19 protein-coding genes are annotated in these 20,262 nt (G+C 72.5%); 2 read left to right on the forward strand and 17 right to left on the reverse strand.

Annotated elements, in window-relative coordinates; translation table 11 throughout:
- Positions 1–172 precede the first annotated feature (172 nt).
- From ACZ4FV_RS25360 to ACZ4FV_RS25430, 15 genes are all read right to left on the reverse strand, one after another.
- Positions 173–1,309 (reverse strand): lysophospholipid acyltransferase family protein, encoded by a 1,137-nt coding sequence (locus ACZ4FV_RS25360; protein ID WP_395866897.1) that lies wholly within the window; start codon positions 1,307–1,309, stop codon positions 173–175.
- Complete coding sequence (locus ACZ4FV_RS25365) at positions 1,302–2,336, reverse strand: NAD-dependent epimerase/dehydratase family protein (protein WP_465323290.1); 1,035 nt, start codon at positions 2,334–2,336, stop codon at positions 1,302–1,304. Before ACZ4FV_RS25365 ends, ACZ4FV_RS25360 begins: the two co-directional genes overlap by 8 nt.
- A 277-nt stretch (positions 2,337–2,613) precedes the next feature.
- Positions 2,614–2,712 carry a 30S ribosomal protein bS22 gene (locus ACZ4FV_RS25370; RefSeq protein WP_012854759.1) on the reverse strand — a complete coding sequence of 33 codons (99 nt, stop codon included), beginning with the start codon at positions 2,710–2,712 and terminating at the stop codon, positions 2,614–2,616.
- Between the two features lie 119 nt (positions 2,713–2,831).
- Positions 2,832–3,035: a helix-turn-helix domain-containing protein gene (locus ACZ4FV_RS25375; RefSeq protein WP_020549639.1), complete on the reverse strand. Its 204-nt coding sequence runs from the start codon at positions 3,033–3,035 to the stop codon at positions 2,832–2,834.
- A gap of 146 nt (positions 3,036–3,181) precedes the next feature.
- Complete coding sequence (locus tag ACZ4FV_RS25380; RefSeq protein ID WP_395866893.1) at positions 3,182–4,000, reverse strand: phosphatase; 819 nt, start codon at positions 3,998–4,000, stop codon at positions 3,182–3,184.
- Positions 4,001–4,053: 53 nt separating this feature from the next.
- A complete protein-coding gene (locus ACZ4FV_RS25385) occupies positions 4,054–5,256 on the reverse strand; it encodes an acetoin utilization protein AcuC (protein ID WP_395866891.1) in 1,203 nt (400 codons plus the stop codon).
- A gap of 32 nt (positions 5,257–5,288) precedes the next feature.
- On the reverse strand, positions 5,289–6,497 hold the full coding sequence (locus tag ACZ4FV_RS25390) for an MFS transporter (protein ID WP_395866889.1): 1,209 nt from the start codon (positions 6,495–6,497) through the stop codon (positions 5,289–5,291).
- Positions 6,498–6,562: 65 nt separating this feature from the next.
- Positions 6,563–7,246, reverse strand: coding sequence for an HAD family hydrolase (locus ACZ4FV_RS25395; RefSeq protein ID WP_402234552.1), 684 nt, complete (start codon positions 7,244–7,246; stop codon positions 6,563–6,565).
- Positions 7,243–8,052 carry a pyrroline-5-carboxylate reductase gene (proC, locus tag ACZ4FV_RS25400; protein ID WP_395866885.1) on the reverse strand — a complete coding sequence of 270 codons (810 nt, stop codon included), beginning with the start codon at positions 8,050–8,052 and terminating at the stop codon, positions 7,243–7,245. Before proC ends, ACZ4FV_RS25395 begins: the two co-directional genes overlap by 4 nt.
- Positions 8,053–8,134: 82 nt before the next feature.
- A complete protein-coding gene (locus ACZ4FV_RS25405) occupies positions 8,135–8,872 on the reverse strand; it encodes an ABC transporter permease (protein WP_402234551.1) in 738 nt (245 codons plus the stop codon).
- The gene (locus ACZ4FV_RS25410; protein ID WP_395866881.1) at positions 8,869–9,660 is read right to left on the reverse strand and encodes an ABC transporter ATP-binding protein; all 792 of its coding nucleotides are present in this window, start codon (positions 9,658–9,660) and stop codon (positions 8,869–8,871) included. The genes ACZ4FV_RS25405 and ACZ4FV_RS25410 overlap by 4 nt, the downstream gene beginning before the upstream one ends.
- Positions 9,661–9,808: 148 nt before the next feature.
- A complete protein-coding gene (gene ilvD / locus ACZ4FV_RS25415; protein WP_395866879.1) occupies positions 9,809–11,662 on the reverse strand; it encodes a dihydroxy-acid dehydratase in 1,854 nt (617 codons plus the stop codon).
- Positions 11,663–11,817: 155 nt separating this feature from the next.
- Positions 11,818–12,444 (reverse strand): TetR/AcrR family transcriptional regulator, encoded by a 627-nt coding sequence (locus ACZ4FV_RS25420; protein WP_395866877.1) that lies wholly within the window; start codon positions 12,442–12,444, stop codon positions 11,818–11,820.
- Positions 12,437–13,252: a sugar phosphate isomerase/epimerase family protein gene (locus ACZ4FV_RS25425; protein ID WP_402234617.1), complete on the reverse strand. Its 816-nt coding sequence runs from the start codon at positions 13,250–13,252 to the stop codon at positions 12,437–12,439. Before ACZ4FV_RS25425 ends, ACZ4FV_RS25420 begins: the two co-directional genes overlap by 8 nt.
- Before the next feature lie 169 nt (positions 13,253–13,421).
- Complete coding sequence (locus tag ACZ4FV_RS25430) at positions 13,422–14,348, reverse strand: Ppx/GppA family phosphatase (protein WP_395866876.1); 927 nt, start codon at positions 14,346–14,348, stop codon at positions 13,422–13,424.
- A gap of 106 nt (positions 14,349–14,454) precedes the next feature.
- Between ACZ4FV_RS25430 and ACZ4FV_RS25435 the strand changes: the two genes are divergently transcribed.
- The gene (locus ACZ4FV_RS25435) at positions 14,455–15,198 is read left to right on the forward strand and encodes a DUF3109 family protein (protein WP_395866874.1); all 744 of its coding nucleotides are present in this window, start codon (positions 14,455–14,457) and stop codon (positions 15,196–15,198) included.
- A gap of 52 nt (positions 15,199–15,250) precedes the next feature.
- Here ACZ4FV_RS25435 and ACZ4FV_RS25440 read toward each other — a convergent pair whose 3' ends face one another.
- Together ACZ4FV_RS25440 and ACZ4FV_RS25445 are read right to left on the reverse strand one after the other, a co-directional pair.
- Positions 15,251–16,909, reverse strand: a complete 1,659-nt coding sequence (locus ACZ4FV_RS25440) for a BACON domain-containing protein (RefSeq protein ID WP_402234547.1) — start codon at positions 16,907–16,909, stop codon at positions 15,251–15,253.
- A gap of 117 nt (positions 16,910–17,026) precedes the next feature.
- Positions 17,027–18,535, reverse strand: coding sequence for a BACON domain-containing protein (locus ACZ4FV_RS25445; protein ID WP_465323291.1), 1,509 nt, complete (start codon positions 18,533–18,535; stop codon positions 17,027–17,029).
- Between the two features lie 133 nt (positions 18,536–18,668).
- Between ACZ4FV_RS25445 and radA the strand changes: the two genes are divergently transcribed.
- A complete protein-coding gene (gene radA / locus ACZ4FV_RS25450) occupies positions 18,669–20,060 on the forward strand; it encodes a DNA repair protein RadA (RefSeq protein WP_395866868.1) in 1,392 nt (463 codons plus the stop codon).
- Positions 20,061–20,262 lie beyond the last annotated feature (202 nt).

Here is a 20,262-nt window from a genome sequence, read left to right on the forward strand (position 1 = left end):
GCTCCCCCCCCCCCCCCCCCCCCCCCCCCCCCCCCCCCCCCCCCCCCCCCCCCCCCCCCCCCCCCCCCCCCCCCCCCCCCCCCCCCCGCGCCGTGTGCCGAAGCCCGGGAGGCGCGCCCCGGAGGAGGCCGAAGCCGGAGCGCGCCCGCGAAGCCGGGGAACCCGTGAAGCCCTAGAAGAAGACCGACCGCCGCTGCATCAACAACCGATAGATGGTGTGCTGGATGGTCTCGCGCACCTCGTCGGTCAGGTTGAAAACGACCATCGGGTCGTCCGCCGCCTCCTCCGCGTACGCGTCCGTGTGGATCGGCGCGCCGAACTCGATCCGCCACCGGGTGGGCAGCGGCACCAGGCCGAGCGGGCCGAGCAGCGGGAAGGTAGGCGTGATCGGGAAGTAGGGCAGGTTCAGCAACCGGGCCAGCGTGCGCACGTTGCCGACCATCGGGAAGATCTCCTCGGCGCCCACGATCGAGCAGGGCACGATCGGCACCTGAGTGCGCAGCGCGGCCGAGACGAACCCGCCGCGCCCGAAACGCTGGAGCTTGTACCGCTCGCTGAACGGCTTGCCCAGGCCCTTGTAGCCCTCCGGCCACACCCCGACCAACTCGCCCTTGGCGAGCAGCCGTTCGGCGTCCGCGTGGCACGCGAGGGTGTGTCCGCTCTTGCGCGCCACCGAGCCCACCAGCGGCAATTGGAAGACCAGGTCGGCGGCGAGCAGTCGCAGGTTGCGTTGGTCGGGGTGGTGGTCGTGCACCGCCACCTGCGTCATCAGCGCGTCCACGGGCAGCGTGCCCGAGTGGTTCGCGACGATCAGCGCGCCGCCCTTGGCCGGGATGTTCTCCAGGCCGCTGACCTCGATCCGGAAGTACTGCTCGTACACCACCCGCAGCGCGGCCATCAGTTTGTCGTTGAGCTCGGGGTCGAAGCCGAACTCGTCCACCTCGTAGTCGCCGGTGATCCGCCGTCGCAGGAAGGCCAGCCCGTCCGCGGCCTTGTCCTCCCAGCCCGGTCCGGCCACACCGTCCAGGAGTCCGGCGGCGGCACCGCCCACGACCCCGCCCACCGCGCCCGCGAGCGAGCCGAGCAGCGAGCGCCCGGTCCCGGGCGCGCGCCTGGGCCCGGCGCCCGGCGCCTCCTCGCGCTCGCGGATCGCCCGCCCCTCGATCGACCGCACCGGCACCTCGCCCTCGACCGGCTCGGGCACCCGGACCGCCCGCGCGGGTCGGGCGGGCCGCCGCGCCGACCGGGGCGCGGGCGTCCGCGCTCCGGAGGCGGCGCCGTCGAAGGGAATGATCCGGGCGTCACCCATCGGGGCTCCTCCTGGTGAGCAGCAACGTGGCGAGTCGATCGGGCACCTGTGCCAGGCGCCTGGGGTCGAGCAGACCGGCCGAATATCGACCCCAGGCATAGTCGGCGAACGTCTCGGCCGTGCTCCTGGCCGCGACGAAGCCCAGTTTCTCCCGGGCGCGCGTGGGGTCGACCACACGCCCATGGGTGAGCAGTCGCACCTGCTCGGCGGACAGGTGCACCGAACCCGCGCGGCGCAAACCCTGATTGACCAGGCCGACCGCGGCGGCCGGGAAGGGCAGCACCGCTCGACCGAGCCGACGCGCGGCCTGGGACAGGAACAGCACCCCCTCGGCGGCGATGTTGTAGGTGCCCGGCCGATCGGCCAGTACGGCGATCCGCAGCGCCTCCAGCAGGTCGTCCTCGTGCACGAACTGCAGGCGCGGGTCGTAGCCGAGCACCGTCGGCAACACCGGGAGCGCGAAGTAGGAGCCCATCGGCGAGTCGGTCCGCGGCCCGAGCTGCGGCGCGAACCGCAGCACCGTGACCGCGACATCCGGCCGGCGCCGGGCGAAGCCGCGCACGTAGCCCTCGATCTCCACGGCGTCCTTGGCCCATCCGGCGGAGGGCTGCACGCGCGGTTCGGTGTCCTCCGCGAACAGCGCGGGGTCGCGCGGCGAACCGCCGTAGACGGCGGTGGTCGAGCGCACCACCAGGCGGCGGATGGAGGGCGCCTTCTGGCAGGCGGCGAGCAATTGCATGGTGCCGATGACGTTGGTCTCCTTGATCGAGACCGCACCGCCCTGGGTCGACGGCAGTTCACTGGGACTCAGGTGCACCACGGTGTCCACCGCCGCCGAGGCGACCACCTTGGCGATCATCGGGTTGCGGATGTCGGCGAGCACGAAGTCCACGCCGTCCGGAGTGGACCCGGGCTCGACCAGGTCGACTCCGATCACCCGGTCGACTCCCGGCTCGTCGCGGATCATCCGCACGAAATCGGCCCCCGGGTCGCCGGCGACCCCGGTGACCATCACAACACGTCCCACGCTGTGCCTCCCCCCGCCCATGTTTGCTCGCCAGGTGATCGCCATGCGCTCGAATGGTGACGGAACGCATACGCGAGACGACAGGTTCCCAACGTATCCGTACCGACTACCCACCGGACGCACGTTTACGAGGCGTTCACACCGGTGGTGCACATATGCGGATCGGGAAACCCACCGGCAACGCCCCGAAAAGCACGACGACCGCCCGTCGCGCCCCCCGGAAGGGAACACGACGGGCGGTCGCCCAAGGCTTCAGCGGCATACGCCGGTGGGATGCCTACTTCTTGTTGCGACGCTGCACACGCGTCTTCTTGAGAAGCTTGCGGTGCTTCTTCTTCGCCATGCGCTTGCGACGCTTCTTGATGACAGAGCCCACCGACAACCCTCGCTCACGTGACGTTCCTACCGCGCGGAGCCGGATCAGCCCGCACAACTGGGGGCCAGCCTACTCGCCGCCCCGGCCCACCTCTAAACGAGGCGGTCCGTAATGCCCCCCTACGCTGTTTCCACGTAGGAGTCTCGCAGGTAGTCGTGGACGGCCTGCTCCGGAACTCGGAAGGACCGACCAACCCTGATGGCCGGCATCTCGCCACTGTGGACCAGGCGATACACCGTCATCTTGGACACCCGCATCACCGCGGCCACCTCGGCCACAGTCAAGAAGTTGACCTCGTTGAGAGGCCTCTCTCCAGAAGCCATGACGCACCGAACCATTCAGCACGCGTCGGGCGCCGGCTTCCCCTCCGGCGACTGCCACACGCACGTGCGTCCCTCCAGAGTAGTGGCGTGTGGTACCAGTGGGGAAGAGGAGTAGTTATCCCACCTGAATAGCCCATCAGGCTGTTTTATGGATTGATTCCGGACAGTCCGGACCGATCGAGGACGTAGGCCATGAGCGGTTTGTACAGATGTGGCGCGACGTTGTCGTCCAGCGGAACGACCACCTCGACCCGGCCCTCCTCGGCCGCCACGAACAGCGCGGGGTCGTTGCAATCCGCGAATCCGATCGCCGGAACCCCCGCCTGACCCGCGCCGCCGGCCCACCCGTGGTCGCCGATCAGCAGATCCGGGAGCGGCTCGTTGCGGGCCGCCAGCTCGGCCAGCATCGCCCGAACGCCGCGCGCGGAGTGGGTGTGCCGGAAATCTCCCGTGTCGTCGACCACCATCGCCACGTCGCCCCGGTAGCGCACGGTGCGGCTCTGCCCGCCCTCGGCGGTCGGCGTGCGATAGGTCCAGCCCGCTGCGGGGCGCAGGAGCGTACACCCGGCGTCGCGCAGCACGCGCGCCAGCGTGCGGTACCAATCCTGTAGGCCGTCCGGGTGACCCGTCGCAACGATGACCCGCTCGCGGCGCTTCGCGGCGAGGGCGACCCGATCGGCGTAGGCGTCCAGGGCGGCGATGGTCAGGTCCGGGTCGATGGTGTCCTGGCCGCTGCGGTGGGCCGGGTCGGCGACCACTCCGCAACGGCGCACCATCAGCGCCAGCACGTCGTCCGCGTTCCACCGACCGTCCGGTTCGAGGCCGAACAGATGGCCCGGGTGCCGCTCGCTCATCAGTCGGTAGTGCCGGAGGTTGTTCTCTCTCGACGTCGCCACGTCACCGGCGATCCGGCCGCGCACGAGGTGGGAGCGAAGCTCCGAGGGGGTGGGAACCGCAACGGTCACGCACAGCTCCTTGAGTCACGGGTCGAGGTCACGGGAGGCATCGCGACCACGGGTCACAGATCGAACATCGGGTCGAGGCCGTGGGCCGGGAAGACCGCTCGGCGGGTGGCCAGAATTGATTGGTCGGTCCGGTCCGCCGGGTCGTACCCCGTGGAGAACGGCCGAAAATCGCCGGTCCCGCCGTCGGTCATCCGCTGCGGTCCCGACTCGCGGGTGAGCATGCGGACCTCCTCGCGCCAGTCGAGCGGTACGTCCCGGGTGGGTTCGATGGGGTGGCCGGCCGCCTCGGCCACCAGGTGCGTCCAGGTGCGTGGGACCACGTCCACCGCCGCGTAGCCTCCGCCGCCGGTGGCTATCCAGCGCCCGCCTGCGTGTTCGTGCGCGAGCGCGTGCAACGCGGCATGCGCCGTGCGCTGCGCGTCCACGCTCAGCGCGAAGTGGGCCAGCGGGTCCTCCACGTGGGTGTCCGCGCCGTGTTGGGTCACCAGCGCGTCCGGGCGAAACGCGGCGAGCAGCGGCGGCACCACCGCGTGGAACGCGCGCAGCCACGCGGCGTCGGCGATGCCGGGCGGAAGCGCGAGGTTGGCCGCGAAGCCCTCGGCGTCCGGCCCGCCGACCTCGTCCGGGAAGCCGGTGCCCGGGAACAGGAAGCGCGGGCTCTCGTGCAGGCTGATGGTGAGCACGCGCGGGTCGTTCCAGAACGCCTGCTGCACGCCGTCCCCGTGGTGCACGTCGATGTCCACGTAGGCGACCCGCTCGGCGCCGAGTTCGAGCAGGCGGGCGATGGCCAGCGCGGGGTCGTTGTACACGCAGAAACCGCCCGCCGAGGCGGGCATCGCGTGGTGCAGGCCGCCCGCGAAGTTGATCGCGTGGTCGGCGCCGTCCGGGTGTTCCGGGCCCAGCCAGACCGCGTCGGCCGCGGCGATCGAGGCGCCCGCGATCAACGCGGACACGTCGTGCATGTCGGCGAACGCGGGAGTGTCCACGGTGCCGAACCCATAGCTCTGATCGGCCCGCCCGGGGTTCTCGGAGGCGGCCCGCACGGCGGCCACGTAGGCGGCGGTGTGCACCGTGGTCAGTTGCTCGTCGGTGGCGGTCCCAGGCGTGCACACCCGCAGTTCCGGCAGGTTGTGCAGGCCGAACGCGCGGATCAGGTCGATGGTCAGGCGCAGCCGTACCGGTTTCATCGGGTGCCACGAGCCGAAGTCGTAACCGGTCATCCGGTCGTCCCACATCACCCGCACCGCTCGACTCATGCGGTCACGCTACCGCCCGACCCGGCTCACGATCATCGGTCGTGAGCGGGTTCACCGTGCGGGGCGAAGGCACGGGCCAGCGGCACCACGGCGAGCACCAGGAACAGCGGTACGAGCATCGCGACGCGGAACGAGGCGAGGTCGGCGATCCCGCCCACGAGCGGGGTGCCGATCAGGAAGCCGACGTAGTTGAAGATGTTGAGCCGGGCCACCGCCTCGTCCGCGTCCCGCGGCGACTGCCGGCCGCCCGCGGCGAACGTCTGCGGGACCAGTACGCACAGGCCCACGCCCAGGATCACGAAGCCGAGCAGGCCCACCGCGGCGTGCGGGGCGGCGAGGACCACCGCGAAACCGGCCGCCGCGACCACGGCCCCGCCGCGGACCACGTTGACCATGCCCCAGCGGCGTACGCCGAGGTCGCCGACGCCGCGGCCGATCAGCGTGGTGATCATGTACGCGATGTAGGGGACCACCGCGAACGCCTCGGAGCTGTCCAGCACCTTCTCCAGGTAGACCGCGCTCCAGTTGGCCACCGTCGAGTCGCCGATGTAGGCGAACGTCATCACCAGGCACAGCGGGATCAACGGGCGCCAGGGCAGCTTGTACGCGGGCCGCTCCGGGTCGACGGGCTCGGTGGCCGGCGCCGCGGTGTCCGCGCGCAGGTAGCCGGGGCCGACCACGAGTAGAGCCGGCACGGTGAGCACGGCGGCGCCCGCGTACATCCACACCAGCGCGACGTCGCCCCACGCGCACAGCCCGGCGACCCCGGCGCCGGCCAGGCCGCCGAGGCTGTAGGAGGCGTGGAAGCCGAGCATGATGCTGCGCCCGGCGCGGCCCTGGATCGCCACGCCCTGCATGTTCATCGTCGCGTCCACCGCGCCCAGGGAGAGCCCGAACACGAAGAGCACGATCGCCAGTTGCCACAGCCGATCGCCCGCGCCGACCCCGATCAGGATCGCGCAGACGATCGGCTGGGACACCCGGAGCACGGTGTGGCTGCCGTAGCGCTTGGCCAGCGCGCCGGCGAGCACGCTGCCGACGCCGGCGACGATCGGCACCACCGACAGGACCGCGGTCAGCGTGCCGTCGCCCATGTCGTAGCGGCGCTGGATCGCCGGGATCCGGGTCACCAGGAGCGCGAAGGAGGCGCCCTGGATCAAAAAGCACGCGAGCAGGCTGAAGCGCGCGCGGCGCAGCGCTTCTTCCTTGGACGGCCCGGCCGCCGGTTCGGTCACCTGCATGGGCGTGCACGCTACCGACGGGTCACTTCCACGGACAGAGGCCGGGAAGATCTTTTGATGAATCGTCAGATTCCCTGGGCGGAAAAACCGCCCGAAGCCCCTCGGATGCCCAGCAGTTCCGGCAGGTCCGCCATGTCCTTGAACAGCGAGTCGGCGTCCGCGAGCCGCTCGGGCGGGGTCATCGCGGCATAGCCGTAGACGGTCATCCCGGCGGCCCGCGCGGCCTGGACCCCCAGCGGACTGTCCTCGATCACCACGCACCGCGCCGGGTCGACGCCCATCGTGGCGGCGGCGTGCAGGAACAGGTCGGGCGCCGGCTTGCCCTGCGCGACGTCCTGGCTGCTGAACAGGACCGACTCGGGAAAGTGCCGGATCAGCCCGGTCCGGGTCAGCGCGAGCCGGATCCGCTCGTGCGTGCCGGAGGAGGCGAGGCAGTACGCGACGCCCGCGCGGTCGAGCGCGGCGAGCACGTCGGCGACCCCGACCACGGCCTCGAGTTCGGCCCGAAACCCGGCGAACACCCGCTCGTGGTAGACGTGGTCGAAATCGGCGGGCAGCGTGACGCCGTCCCGCTCGCGGACGATCGTGTGCACTCGCGCCATGGTGCCGCCGAGGTAGTCGCGCAGCGAGTCCTCGTAGCTGGTGGGCACGCCCAGTTCGGTGAGCAGCCCGGCGAGCGCCCGGTTGGCGATCGGCTCGCTGTCCACCAGCACACCGTCGTTGTCGAAGACCACCAGTTCGGGCTTCACTTGAGGCCCTCGGCGATCTCCTGCGACCGGTTGCTCGCGGCTTCCAGCGCGGCGAGCAGCGCGGCGCGCACGCCGTGGTTCTCCAGCTCGCGGATCGCGGCGATCGTGGTGCCGGCCGGCGATGTCACCGCCTCGCGCAGCAGCGTGGGGTGCTCACCCGAGTCGCGCAGCATCACCGACGCGCCGATCGCGGCCTGCACGATCAGGTCGTGCGCGGCGGCGCGCGGCAGGCCGAGCAGGATGCCGGCGTCGGTCATCGCCTCGACCAGGAAGTAGAAGTAGGCCGGACCCGAGCCGGACAGCGCGGTGACCGCGTCCTGCTGCTTCTCCGGAACCCGGATGGTCTTGCCCACCGACCCGAAGATCTCCTCGACCCGGCCCAGGTGCTCCTCGGTGGCGTGCGCGCCGCCGGAGATGGCGCTCATCCCCTCGTCCACCAGCACCGGCGTGTTCGACATGACCCGCACCACGGGGGTGCCGGCGGCCAGGCGCGCCTCCAGGAACTTGGTGGTGATGCCCGCCGCGCCGCTGACGATCAACCGGTCGGCGGGCACGTGCGGGGCCAACTCGTCCATCAACGCGGCCATGTCCTGCGGCTTGACCGTCAGGATCAGGATGTCGGCGGCCTTGGCCGCCTCGGCGTTGGTGACCGCCTCCACGCCGTAGCGGCGGCGCAGATCCTCGGCGCGCTCGGCCCGGCGGGCGGTGACCAGGAGGTCGTCCGGGCTCTTGCCCGCCCGGATCATCCCGGACAACAGCGCTTCACCGATCTTCCCGGTGCCGACGACGGCAACCCGCTGAGCCATGGCCCCACACTTTCTCGCGTTCGTTGGTCCAACCGGAGGCACGGATGCCTCCGGTGGCCACCGTACGGTACGTACACGTGTCCTATGGGGTGCGTCGACGCAGGGTCGGCGCGCCGAGTGCCAGGGCCGCCAGGACGCAGCCGGCGATCACCGCGACATCGCGAAGCAGCAGGCCGGAGACCTCGTTGTCGGTGGTCAGCCGGGACATCGCGTCCACCGCGTAGGACAGCGGGAGCACGGCGGAGACCGCTTCGAGCACCGGCTGCATCTGCGCGCGCGGCACGAACAGCCCGCACAGCAGGAACTGCGGCAGGATCACCGCGGGCAGGAACTGCACGGCCTGGAACTCGGTGTGGGCGAAGGCGCTCACCAACAGCCCGAGGGCGAGCCCGAGCAGCGCGTTCAGTACCGCGACGCACAGGATCAGCCAGGTCGGTCCGGCCACGTCCAGGCCGAGCAGGCCGATCGCGAGCCCGGTGGCCACGACCGCCTGGACCACCGCGACCAGACCGAACGCGAGCGCGTACCCGCCGATCAGTTCGAGCTTGCGGATCGGCATGGTGAGCAGCCGCTCCAGCGTGCCGGTGGACCGCTCGCGCAGCGTGGCCACCGAGGTGACCAGGAACATCACCACGAACGGGAAGATGCCGAGCAGTGGCCCGCCGATCCGGTCGAACCGCTGCGGTTCGGCGTCGTAGAGCCAGTACAGCAGCGTGAGCAGCAGGCACGGCACCAGCAGCATCAGCGCGATGGTGCGCGGGTCGTGCCGCAGTTGACCGAGCACGCGGCGCGCGGTGGCGGTGGTGGCGGTGCCGGTCATGACGCGCTCCCGGAGGTCGAGATCGAAGCGGCGACGGAGGTGCCGGCCGGGGTCGAAGCGGCCGGGCCGCGCGCGGAGTCGACCAGCGCGAGGAAGGCGGACTCCGCGTCCCGGGCCCCGGTCCGCTCGAGCAGCGCGGCGGGGGTGTCGTCGGCGAGCAGCGCGCCGTCGCGCAGCAGCAACAGCCGCTCGCAGCGCTCGGCCTCGTCCATCACGTGGCTGGAGACCAGCAGCGTGACGCCGTCGGCGGCGAGCCGATGGAACAGACCCCACAGGTCCCGGCGCAGCACCGGGTCGAGGCCGACCGTGGGCTCGTCCAGGACCAGCAGATCCGGCTCGCCGAGCAGCGCGGCGGCCAGCGACACCCGGGCCCGCTGTCCACCGGACAGCCGGGCCACCTCGGCGTCCCGGCGATCGGTCAGGTCCACCTCGCGGAGCACCCGGTCCACCTCGCCCGCCGAGGCGCCCAGGATCGCGCCGAAGTAGCGCAGGTTCTCCCGCACGGTCAGGTCCGCGTAGACCGACGGCGCCTGGGTCACGTAGCCGATCGCGCTGCGCAGCCGCTTGTCCCCGGTGGGACGGCCCAACACCTCCAGTCGCCCGCTCACCTGTGCCTGCACGCCGACGATCGCACGCATCAGCGTGCTCTTGCCGCAGCCGCTCGGCCCGAGCAGCCCGGTAACGCTCCCGCGCGGCACGACGAACGACACGTCGTCGAGCACCACCCGCCCACCACGCACGACCCGCAGCCCCTCGGCCCGGATCGCGTCCTCGGCATAATTCATCATGTGTTGAATATGTGCTCGCCGGCCCGCTTCGTCAAGGCCCTCCGACCCGGCGGGCCCGCCGGGTCGAGGCCCGGCCCGGCACGACCCCGCACACGACGAAAGGGCGCCCCGGCCGAAGCCGGGACGCCCTTTCGGAAACCGCCGTGGATCAGTCGAACATCGACACGTCACGCACCGCGCCCCGGTCCGCGCTGGTGGCCATCGCCGCGTACGCCTTCAGTGCCGTGCTGACCACCCGGTCGCGGTCGACCGGGCGGTACTTGCCCAGGTCGTGCAGCAGCCGCTCGCGGCGCTCGGCCAGCTCCTCGAAGGAGACCTCCAGCTCGATCCGGCGGTTCGGGATGTCGATCGTGATGATGTCGCCGTCCCGGACCAGCGCGATCGTGCCGCCGGCCGCGGCCTCCGGCGAGACGTGCCCGATGGACAGGCCCGAGGTGCCGCCGGAGAAGCGCCCGTCGGTGATCAGCGCGCACTTCGCGCCGAGCCCGCGGCCCTTGAGGAAGGACGTCGGGTAGAGCATCTCCTGCATGCCGGGACCACCCTTGGGGCCCTCGTAGCGGACCACCACGACGTCGCCCTCCTTGACCCGCTTGGTCAGGATCGCGTCGACCGCCGCCTCCTGCGACTCGACCACGACGGCCGGTCCGGAGAAGGTCCAGATCGACTCGTCCACGCCCGCGGTCTTGACCACACAACCCGCCTCGGCGAGGTTGCCGTACAGGATGCCCAGGCCGCCGTCCTTGCTGTACGCGTGCTCGACGTCGCGGATGCAGCCCGAGGCCACGTCCAGGTCGAGCGAGTCCCAGCGCTCGGACTGGCTGAACGCGGTGGCCGAGCGCACACACCCGGGGGCCGCGTGGAACAGCTCGACCGCCTCGGCGGAGGGCGAACCGCCTCGCACGTCCCAGGTCTTGAGCCACTCGGCGAGCGAGTCGGTGTGCACCGAGCGCACGTCCTCGTGCAGCAGTCCGGCGCGGTACAGCTCGCCCAGCAGCGCGGGCACGCCGCCCGCCCGGTGCACGTCCTCCACGTGGTATGGCGCGTTGTTCGGCGCCACCTTGGCCAGACACGGCACGCGCCGCGAGAGCGCGTCGATGTCGGCCATGGTGAAGTCCATCTCGGCCTCCTGCGCGGCCGCGAGCAGGTGCAGGATGGTGTTGGTCGAACCGCCCATGGCGATGTCCATCGCCATCGCGTTCTCGAACGCCTGCCGGGTCGCCACGTTGCGCGGCAGCACGCTCTCGTCGTCCTGCTCGTAGTAGCGCTTGGTGATCTCCACGACGGTGCGGCCCGCGCCCTCGTACAGCGCCTTGCGCGCGGTGTGCGTGGCCAGCACCGAGCCGTTGCCCGGCAGTGCCAGGCCCATCGCCTCGACCAGGAAGTTCATCGAGTTGGCGGTGAACATGCCCGCGCACGAACCACACGTGGGACACGCGGCGTTCTCGATCCGCTCCAGGTCCTCGTCGGAGACCTGGTCGGACGCGGAGTCGGAGATCGCGGTGATCAGGTCCAGGTGCGGGCGCACCCGACCGTCGACCATCACCGCGGTGCCGGCCTCCATCGGGCCGCCGGAGACGAACACGGCCGGGATGTTCAGCCGCAGCGCGGCCATCAGCATGCCGGGGGTGATCTTGTCGCAGTTCGAGACACACACCATGGCGTCCGCCTGATGCGCGTTGACCATGTACTCCACCGCGTCGGCGATCAGCTCGCGCGAGGGCAGCGAGTAGAGCATCCCGGAGTGACCCATCGCGATGCCGTCGTCGACCGCGATCGTGTTGAACTCGCGCGGGATGCCACCGGCGGCGGAGATCGCCTCGGACACGATCCGGCCGACCGGCTGGAGGTGGGTGTGCCCCGGTACGAACTCGGTGAAGCTGTTGGCAACCGCGATGATCGGCTTGCCGAAGTCCTCACGCTTGACGCCTGCGGCCATGAGGAGCGCGCGAGCGCCCGCCATTTCGCGACCGTGGGTGACCGTCCGAGACCTGAGTTGCGGCACTGCACACACCCTCTCAGCAATTCACCGGTGGATCCGGGGTGCTTTCGAGCTTACGTCCGCGAGCGCCGACGACGGCGCGGACGTCCACTATGCGACCCCCACGAGCGAACCCGGCCCGGCCCGACCGGACCCGACGACCGGACCCGACCCGACGCTCAGCCGGTCAGGTGCCGCTGGAGGATCGGCGCGAGCCGGGCGGCCACCTCCGCCGCCGGCGTCGAGGCGATCGGCTCCAGTCGCAGTACGTAGCGGGTGAGCGCGGTCCCCAGGAGCTGGCTCACGCACAGGTTCACCCGCAGCGCCGCGTCCGCCCCGCCGACCCCCTCGGCCAGGCGCGCGATCAGCTCCGCGCCGACGAACTCGCGAAAGGCCGGGTTGCCGCCGTCGGACACCGCCGTGCGCAGGATGGCCAGCAGCCGGGTGCCGGTGTCCGGGTGCTCCCACAGCGTCACGAACGCCTCGGCCAGCCGCTCGCCCGCGTGCTCGGGGCCCGCCGCGAACACCCGGGCGGCCAGCGCCTCGGGCTCCAGCGGCAGGTCCATGGCCGCGATGAACACCCGGTCCTTCGAGCCGAAGTAGTGGTGCACGAGCGCCGGGTCCACGCCCGCGCCGCGGGCGATCGCGCGCACCGAGGCACCGGCGTAGCCCCGCGCGGCGAACTCGGCGCGGGCCGCGTCCAGGATGCCCTCGCGCGTCGCCGAGGCGTTGCCGCGCCGACCCGGCGGCCGGCCCGGGCCGCGCCGCGTGCCCGCCGACTCGGCGGCCGTTCGCGCCTCAGCCATAACGCCGCTCCGGCTCGGCCTCCGCGGCCAGGTGCAGGCGCGTGTACGCGAGCGCCTCGGCGAGATCCGCCTCACGCTCGGCGCGCGAGGAGCAGCGGCGGGTGTTCACCTCGAGCACGATCGTCCCGGCGAACGAGGTGCGCGCCAGGTGTTCGAGCAGTTCCGCGCACGGTTGGGTGCCGCGTCCGGGCACCAGGTGCTCGTCCTTGAGCGAGCCGCTGCCGTCGGCCAGGTGCACGTGCCCGAGCCGGTCGCCCATCCGGGCGAGCATGTCCATCGCGTCCGAGCGCGAGGTCGCGGTGTGCGACAGGTCGAGGGTGAAGTGGCGGTACTCCTCGTCGGAGGGGTCCCAGTCCGGCGCGTACGCGGCGACCTCCTTGTCCCGGTAGCGCAGCGGGAACATGTTCTCCACCGCGAACAGCACATCGGTCTCGCCGGCCATGCGCTCGATGCCGCGCACGAAATCGCGGGCATAGCTGCGCTGCCAACGAAACGGCGGATGCACCACGACGGTCCCGGCGCCGAGCCGCTCGGCGGCGTCCCGCGCGCGCACCAGTTTGGTCCACGGATCCGTGCCCCACACCCGTTGGGTAATCAGCAGGCAGGGCGCGTGCACGGACAGGATCGGCACGCCGTGATGGTCGGACAGTCGCCGCAGCGCCTCGACGTCCTGGCTCACCGGGTCCGTGGAGACCATCACCTCGATCCCGTCGTAGCCGAGCCGGGCCGCGATCTCGAACCCGTCGGCGGTGGACTCGGGATAGACGGAGGCGGTGGACAGGGCGATCTTCGCGTCGGGGACGCGCAGAACCGCGTCCGGCCCTCGCGCCTCGGACGTGTCGGCCCCCGTACCGTGGAGTATGTCGTGGTCGGCCACGTCGCCCAGAGTAGAACCATCGACCGCCGACACGGCGGTATCGCGCGCATCGGTGCGTCCGAACCGGGGGCCGGACCACGGCATCCGGGTGAGCGGCGGGTCAGTCCATCCAGTCCAGCCGGCGCAGGATGATGCCCTCGCGCAGGGCCCACGGACACACTTCCAGCGCGCTCACGTTGAACAGGTCCAACGCCGCGTCGGCCACTATCGCGCCCGCGACCAGTTGGGGCGCCCGGCCCACGGACACCCCCGGCAGGGCGGCCCGCTCGGCCGAGGTCATCGCCGCGAGCCGGGGCAGCCAGTCGGCCAGTCCGGCCCGGCTGAGCGAGCGCTTGACGTAGGGCCCCTCGCCCGAGGCCGGCGCGCCGGCGATCCGGGCCAGTTGCTTGAACGTCTTGGACGTGGCCACCACGTGGTCGGGCCGGCCGAGCCGGCTGAACTCGGCGACCGTGCGTGCGATCTCCGCGCGTACGTGCTTGCGCAGCACCCGCATCTCGTCCGGCGAGGGCGGATCGGTGTGCAGCCAGGCCCGGGTCAGCCGGCCCGCGCCCAGCGGCAGCGAGGCCGCCGCGTCCGGCTCCTCGTCCACGCCCGCCGCGATCTCCAGCGAACCGCCGCCGATGTCGAGCACGAGCAGCCGGCCCGAGGACCAGCCGAACCAGCGGCGGACCGCCAGGAAGGTCAGTCGCGCCTCGTCGGCGCCGGTGAGCACCTGGAGGTCCACGCCGGTCTCGCGGCGCACCCGATCGAGCACCGCCTCGGAGTTGGCCGCCTCGCGCACCGCGGACGTGGCGAACGGCAGCAGGTCTTCGACGCCCTTGTCCTCGGCGACCTCCAGGGCCGCCGCCATCGTCCGCACCAGCAGATCCACCCCGTGCGGGGCGATGCTCCCGTCCGGCTCCAGGAGCTCCGCCAGGCGCAGTTCGCGCTTGTGCGAGTACGCGGGAAGAGGCCGAGCACCCTGATGGGCGTCGACCACGAGCAGGTGGACCGTATTGGAGCCCACGTCGAGAACACCGAGTCGCATGGTCACGAAGGTAATCCGTCGCCCCCGGCGCGCGAGCGGGGGCGTTCCCTCGGTTGCCACACCTTTGCCCGACGGAACACCCCGCGCCGAGCCCTAGGCTTGTCCCGTGCCTGAGGTAGACCTGGATTTTCCGCGCGCTTGGTTCGAATTCCCCGACCCCGAGGACGCCGATCAACTCTTTCGTTGCGACCTGACCTGGCTGACGTCGCGTTGGCAGTGCATCTTCGGCGCCGGTTGTCACGGCGTCGTGGCCGGCCGCGCGCCGGACGGGTGCTGCTCGCTGGGCGCGCACTGGTCGGACGAGGACGACGAGAAGCGCGTGCTGGCCTGGGCGGAACGGCTGACCCCGCAGACCTGGCAGTTCCACGACCTGGCCCTGGAGCAGGGCGTCAGCGAGTTCGAGGACGGCGACAAGCGCACCCGCCTGGTGGACGGGGCGTGTGTGTTCCTGAACCGTCCCGGGTTCGCCGGCGGCACCGGCTGTTCGCTGCACGCGCTCGCGCTGCGCGAGGGTGTGCACCCGCTGGAGACCAAGCCGGACGTGTGCTGGCAACTGCCGGTCCGGCGCACCTACGACTGGATCGACCGGCCGGACGAGACCCGCGTGCTGATGGTGACCATCGGCGAGTACGACCGGCGGGGGTGGGGACCGGGCGGGCACGACCTGCACTGGTGGTGCACCGGGAGCACCGAGGCGCACGGCGCGGGCGAGCCGGTCTATCTGTCGTACGGTCCGGAACTGCGCGAGCTGATGGGCGAGGCGGCGTACGCGGTGCTGGTCGCGGCCTGCGAGACCCGGCTGGCGGGCGGGCGGCCGATCGCGCCGCACCCGGCGGATCCGGTCGTCTGAGCGGTGCCGGATCCGGTCTCGGGGCCGGTGCCGGATCCGGTCTCGGGACCGTTCAGCCGGTCGGCTCGGGGCCGGCGCTCGTGGTGCTCGCGGGCGTCGTGCTCGGCGGGACGCTCGGGGAGGTCGTCTCGCCCGTGCGGCCCTCGATGGTGACCACCACGTCGCCCGGATCCACCTCCACCTTGGCCACCCACGACCCCCGAGGGGCCCGCTCGGCGTCGACCGAGACGGTGACGGTGTCCCGCTGTCCGGGGGCGAGCGTGCCGTGTGTGTGGCTCAGCCGCAACCAGGGCGCCGCCGTCCCGACCTGCCAGGCGACCGGCACCGGGCCGGCGTTGCGCAGCGTGACGACCGTGCGATCACCGGTGGAGGTGACCGTGACCAGGGGCGGCGTGGCACTCGGCACGCCGGCCGGCGCGGGCGGTGACGGGACCGCCCCGGGCGCGACCTCGGCCGGTCCCGCGGCGGGCGACCCGGCCGGGGAGATCGGCGCGAAGCCGTTCCCGTGGGGTGTGTCGGCCACCGCGGGACTCATCGTCGCCGCCGCCGGCGAGCGCGCGGGCCCGATCGGTGGTGTGAGCGCGACGGGGCCGTTCGGGCCGTCCGCCCGCGCCGACGCGATCGTGACGGCCTTGGCGCTCGACTCCCCGGCCGACCCGCCGGACGCCTGCCACAGGGCCAGCGCCGGCGCGGCGACGACCGCGGCCACCACGACCGCCGCGATCACCGTGGCCCGGCGGCGATTGCCGCGCTCGACCACGCGGGCGCGAAAGACCGGGAAGCCTGCCCGGTCGAACTCGGCGACCCGACGGGCGAGCTCCGGCGGGCGCTGGGCCGAGCGCCCTTTGCCCACCTCGCCCAACACCTCGATCCGCAGCGCCGCCGGCGGGGCGATCAGCGCGAGCCCGACCGGGGCCGCCGCCGCGCCGGTGGTCGGCGCCAGGCAGGTCGCGGCGCGGCGCACCCGCGGTCCGCACCGCCGACATGTCTCGACGTGCGCGATCAGCCGCTCGCGCAACGCGGAGGTGAGCCGCGCGCCGGCCAGTTCCCGGCCCTCCGCGCACCCGTGCGAGGCCGCGGCGCCCGCGACCGCCGCCCGGGTGCGGTCCACCTCGCGGCCGGCGCCCAGGAGCAGGCTGCGGGCGTGTTGCTCGTCGCAGCCGAGCACGGCGGCCAGCCCGCGTGGGTCGAGCCCGTGCCGCACCGACAACTCCAGCGCCTCGCGCCGCTCCGGGGTCAGGCCCACGGCCTCGGGCCAGGCGAGTTCGTCCAGGTCGCCGGGCCGCGCGGAGGCGCGACCGGCCTCGGTGCCCGGGAACAGGTCGACGGGATCGTCGGCGTCCGAGGCCGGCGGCAGGCAGCGCTCGTGCGCCCACACCACCCGCACGTCCTCGGGCCGCGCGGGGCCGCTGCCCACCCGCACGTGCGCGTCCAGACGGACCAGGCACTCGTAGCGGGCGAGCGCGTACAGCCACGGTTTGAGCAGGTCCAGGTCGGGGAGCCGGCCGATGTGACGGTCGGCCAGCACGAAGGTGCTGCGCAGTGACTCCGCAGCCGCCCGATGATCGCGCAGCACCGAGAGGCAGTAGGTGTAGAGCCCTTCGGCGTAGGCGTCGTAGGCGGCGCGTCCCCACGAAAGCACCGCGGCGGGGGGAGTGGAGCAAGGAGCCCCTCCCGGGGCAGCCGCCGGGCCGGTTACCGAATCCTTCACGCTCGTGAACGTAGGTGTCCGAGAGCCGCCGACTCAGGTGATTTGCACTTTCATACGCCTTTCGAGGTCGACAATCATACTTTCGAGTGAATGTCCGTCACCTTTGGCCGGATTTTTTCATCGAACGTCCACGCGACGCCCCGGACCACGGACCGCGAGCGAAACCCCCGTCGGATTCGCCGAAACGCTCACTTCCCACGTGGCGGCCGGTGCCATGTCCGGATTCGCCGAGATCGTGATCGATATCGACTGGCCGTTGGCCAGCGTTCCGGAATTCGGACTCGCCGTGAGCCAATCATTTTCCGATATGCCCAGGGACCACGTGACCGGTCCGTTCTCGGCGGTGAGCCGCACGACCCGCGCGGCGCCGTCGGACCCCAGCTCCAGCACACGGCTCGACCACACGAGCGTGCCCCGGGGCGCCGGATTGCCCTCGGTGGAGCCCAGCGACCGGGGCCGGTTCACCGGAAGGCCGGCCGCCGAAGCCGGGCCGCCCGCCGGGGGCTTGGCGCTCCTGCTGCTCCGGGTGGTCGGCTTCGCGCTGCCGGCGCGCGTGCTCGGCAGCGCGGTCGGGCCACGCGACGCGGTCGGCCCGGGCACGGACGCGCTGCTCGGCGCGACCGAGGGCGCCGCCGGCGGGTGCACAGCCGCGGGCTGATCCGGCACCTGGGCCGACCCCAGCGCCACCGGCGTGCCCTCACCCCCGGCCCCCGGCCGCACCAGCACGCCCAGCGTCGACACCAGCGCCGCGACGACCGCGCACGCCACCACCATCGGCACCCGCGAACGGGGCCGGCCGGTCCCCCTCGGGAAGGCGCCGCGGTCGGCCGACGCGCCGACACCGCCCCACCCACCGAAGGCCGCCGTCCCGTTCACGAGCAACTCGGTCCGGATCGAGTACGGCGCGGCGGGCGATCCGCCCGCCGCCAACAGCTCCCGCGCGTCCACCTCGCCCGGTCGCAGCGCCACGCAGTCCGGGCACGAGTCCACGTGCAGGTACAGCGGCGGGCGCAACGTCGCCTCCACCGCCGCGCCCTCGTCCGGCAACAACAACGCGAGCTCGGGGCAGTCCCGGCGCGCGTGCGTGGCCACCGCGTACACCGCCAGCGCCTGCTCGAACTGCGCCCATCCGCGTGCCAGCGCGCGCTCCACCCGCCGCTCGGACAGCGCCAGCACGTCGGCCAGTTCCGCACCGTCCAGGCCGTGCCGCACACACAGGTCCAGCGCGATCCGCTCGACCTCGTCCACCGCCCACAGCGCGTACGGAACCAGCGGCGGCAGCCGATGCCGGTCGGGCACCGTCCACGCCGCACCACCCGCGGCCAACACCTGCTCGACCACCCCGGGCCCGCGCCGGCCACCGGCCGCCCGGGCACACTCGGCGCGCGCGAGCGCGTACAGCAGCGCCCGGGTCCGCCCGGCCTCGCGCAGCAGCCGGATCCGCTCGGGCCCGACGGCCAGCGTGTCCCGCACCACCCGCACGGCGACCTCGGGGTCGTGCACGAGCCCCACGCAGAAGCCGAACAGGGCGTCGCCATGGGCGTCGTACAACGCGACCGCGTCGGGCACCGCCCCCGTCACGTCCGTCGTCCCCGACCCCTGCCCCGCAACGTCCCCACGCGCCATGCCGCCACACGGTAGGGAGAACGGCCCATGGTCACCATCTCTTTGCGGGCTCGGTGACAGGATCAAGACATTCCGACCGTGATCGATCGGACGCCGGTCATCGATGTCGGCGCGGGCCGTTAACGTTCCTGGCATGGCCAGGACCACTACGAAGGATCGCCCGTCGTACCGCTGCACCGAATGCGGCTGGACCGGGCCGAAATGGCTGGGCCGCTGCAACGAGTGCCACGCGTGGGGCACGGTCGAGGAGTTCGGCGCGCCCAAGGCCCGTTCGATCGTCGCCGGCCCGGTCACCACGGCAGCGCTGCCGATCGGCCGGATCGACGTGCAGACCGCCAAGTTCCGTTCGACCGGCGTCGACGAGCTGGACCGCGTGCTCGGCGGCGGCCTGGTCCCGGGCGCGGTCGTGCTGCTCGCGGGCGAGCCCGGGGTCGGCAAGTCCACCCTGCTGCTGGATGTGGCGAGCAAGTCCGCCTCGCCCGCCGCGCGCACGCTCTACATCACCGGCGAGGAGTCGGCCGCCCAGGTCCGACTGCGCGCGGGCCGGATCGGCGCGCTGAACGAGGAGCTCTACCTCGCCGCCGAGACCGACCTCGCCGCGCTGATCAGCCACGTCGACGCGGTCAAGCCCGCGCTGCTGGTGGTCGACTCGGTACAGACCATCGCCTCGCCCGCGATCGACGGCGCGCCCGGCGGCGTGTCGCAGATCCGCGAGGTGACCGGCGCGCTGATCCGGATCGCCAAGGAACGCAACATCGCCACCGTCCTGGTCGGCCACGTCACCAAGGACGGCTCGATCGCCGGCCCGCGCCTGCTGGAGCACCTGGTCGACGTCGTGCTGCACTTCGAGGGCGACCGACACGCCCGGCTGCGCCTGGTCCGCGCGATCAAGAACCGCTACGGCACGGCGGACGAGGTCGGCTGCTTCGAGCTGCACGACGAGGGCATCACCGGCCTGACCGACCCCAGCGGCCTGTTCCTGACCCAGCGCCAGGAGCCGGTCTCCGGCACCTGCGTCACGGTCACCCTGGAGGGCAAGCGCCCCTTGGTGGTCGAGGTACAGGCACTGGTGGCGCCGTCGCAGATCCCCACCCCGCGTCGGGCCACCTCGGGGCTGGACTCGGCCCGGATGGGCATGGTGCTCGCGGTGCTCGAGCGGCGCGGCGGGGTCCGCCTGGAGAAGACCGAGATCTACACCGCCACCGTCGGCGGCGTGAAGCTCACCGAACCGGCCGCCGACCTGGCCGCGGCCCTCGCGCTCGCGGGCGCCGCCGCCGACCACCCGCTGCCGTCCAAGCTGGTCGCGATCGGCGAGGTCGGCCTCGCGGGCGAGATCCGCCGGGCCACCGGCGTGCAGCGCCGGCTCGCCGAGGCGTTCCGGCTCGGCTTCACCCACGCGCTGGTGCCGCCCGACCCCGGCAAGGTCCCCAAGGGCATGAAGGTGATCGAGGTGGCCGACATCCGCGAGGCGCTGCGCGCGTTCAACCTGGTGTCGCACCGCGAGCGAAAGCCCGATCGCGAGTGACGGGCCGACCCGCCGGCACCCCGGGAAGCGGACCCGGAGGGGACACCGGCGGGACGCTCCGATGCCGGCCGACAACTTTCCGGGTGCCCCGAGGAGTGACCGGGCGTCGCCTCGGAGATACTCGACAAGCGGAACGGCATGCGCGACCTGTGCCGAAACACGGCTTCGGGCCGGATAAGGCGACCGGTCGGCGGTCGGGAGG

This window comes from Embleya sp. NPDC025285, assembly GCF_055558835.1.

Bases quoted from the DNA above. Each gene is read 5' to 3' on its own strand.
- ACZ4FV_RS25360 (WP_395866897.1), bottom strand. From the start codon at position 1,309: ATGGGTGACGCCCGGATCATTCCCTTCGACGGCGCCGCCTCCGGAGCG.
- ACZ4FV_RS25375 (WP_020549639.1), bottom strand. From the start codon at position 3,035: ATGGCTTCTGGAGAGAGGCCTCTCAACGAGGTCAACTTCTTGACTGTG.
- ACZ4FV_RS25385 (WP_395866891.1), bottom strand. From the start codon at position 5,256: ATGAGTCGAGCGGTGCGGGTGATGTGGGACGACCGGATGACCGGTTAC.
- ACZ4FV_RS25390 (WP_395866889.1), bottom strand. From the start codon at position 6,497: ATGCAGGTGACCGAACCGGCGGCCGGGCCGTCCAAGGAAGAAGCGCTG.
- proC (WP_395866885.1), bottom strand. From the start codon at position 8,052: ATGGCTCAGCGGGTTGCCGTCGTCGGCACCGGGAAGATCGGTGAAGCG.
- ACZ4FV_RS25405 (WP_402234551.1), bottom strand. From the start codon at position 8,872: ATGACCGGCACCGCCACCACCGCCACCGCGCGCCGCGTGCTCGGTCAA.
- ACZ4FV_RS25410 (WP_395866881.1), bottom strand. From the start codon at position 9,660: ATGATGAATTATGCCGAGGACGCGATCCGGGCCGAGGGGCTGCGGGTC.
- ACZ4FV_RS25420 (WP_395866877.1), bottom strand. From the start codon at position 12,444: ATGGCTGAGGCGCGAACGGCCGCCGAGTCGGCGGGCACGCGGCGCGGC.
- ACZ4FV_RS25430 (WP_395866876.1), bottom strand. From the start codon at position 14,348: ATGCGACTCGGTGTTCTCGACGTGGGCTCCAATACGGTCCACCTGCTC.
- ACZ4FV_RS25445 (WP_465323291.1), bottom strand. From the start codon at position 18,535: ATGGCGCGTGGGGACGTTGCGGGGCAGGGGTCGGGGACGACGGACGTG.
- radA (WP_395866868.1), top strand. From the start codon at position 18,669: ATGGCCAGGACCACTACGAAGGATCGCCCGTCGTACCGCTGCACCGAA.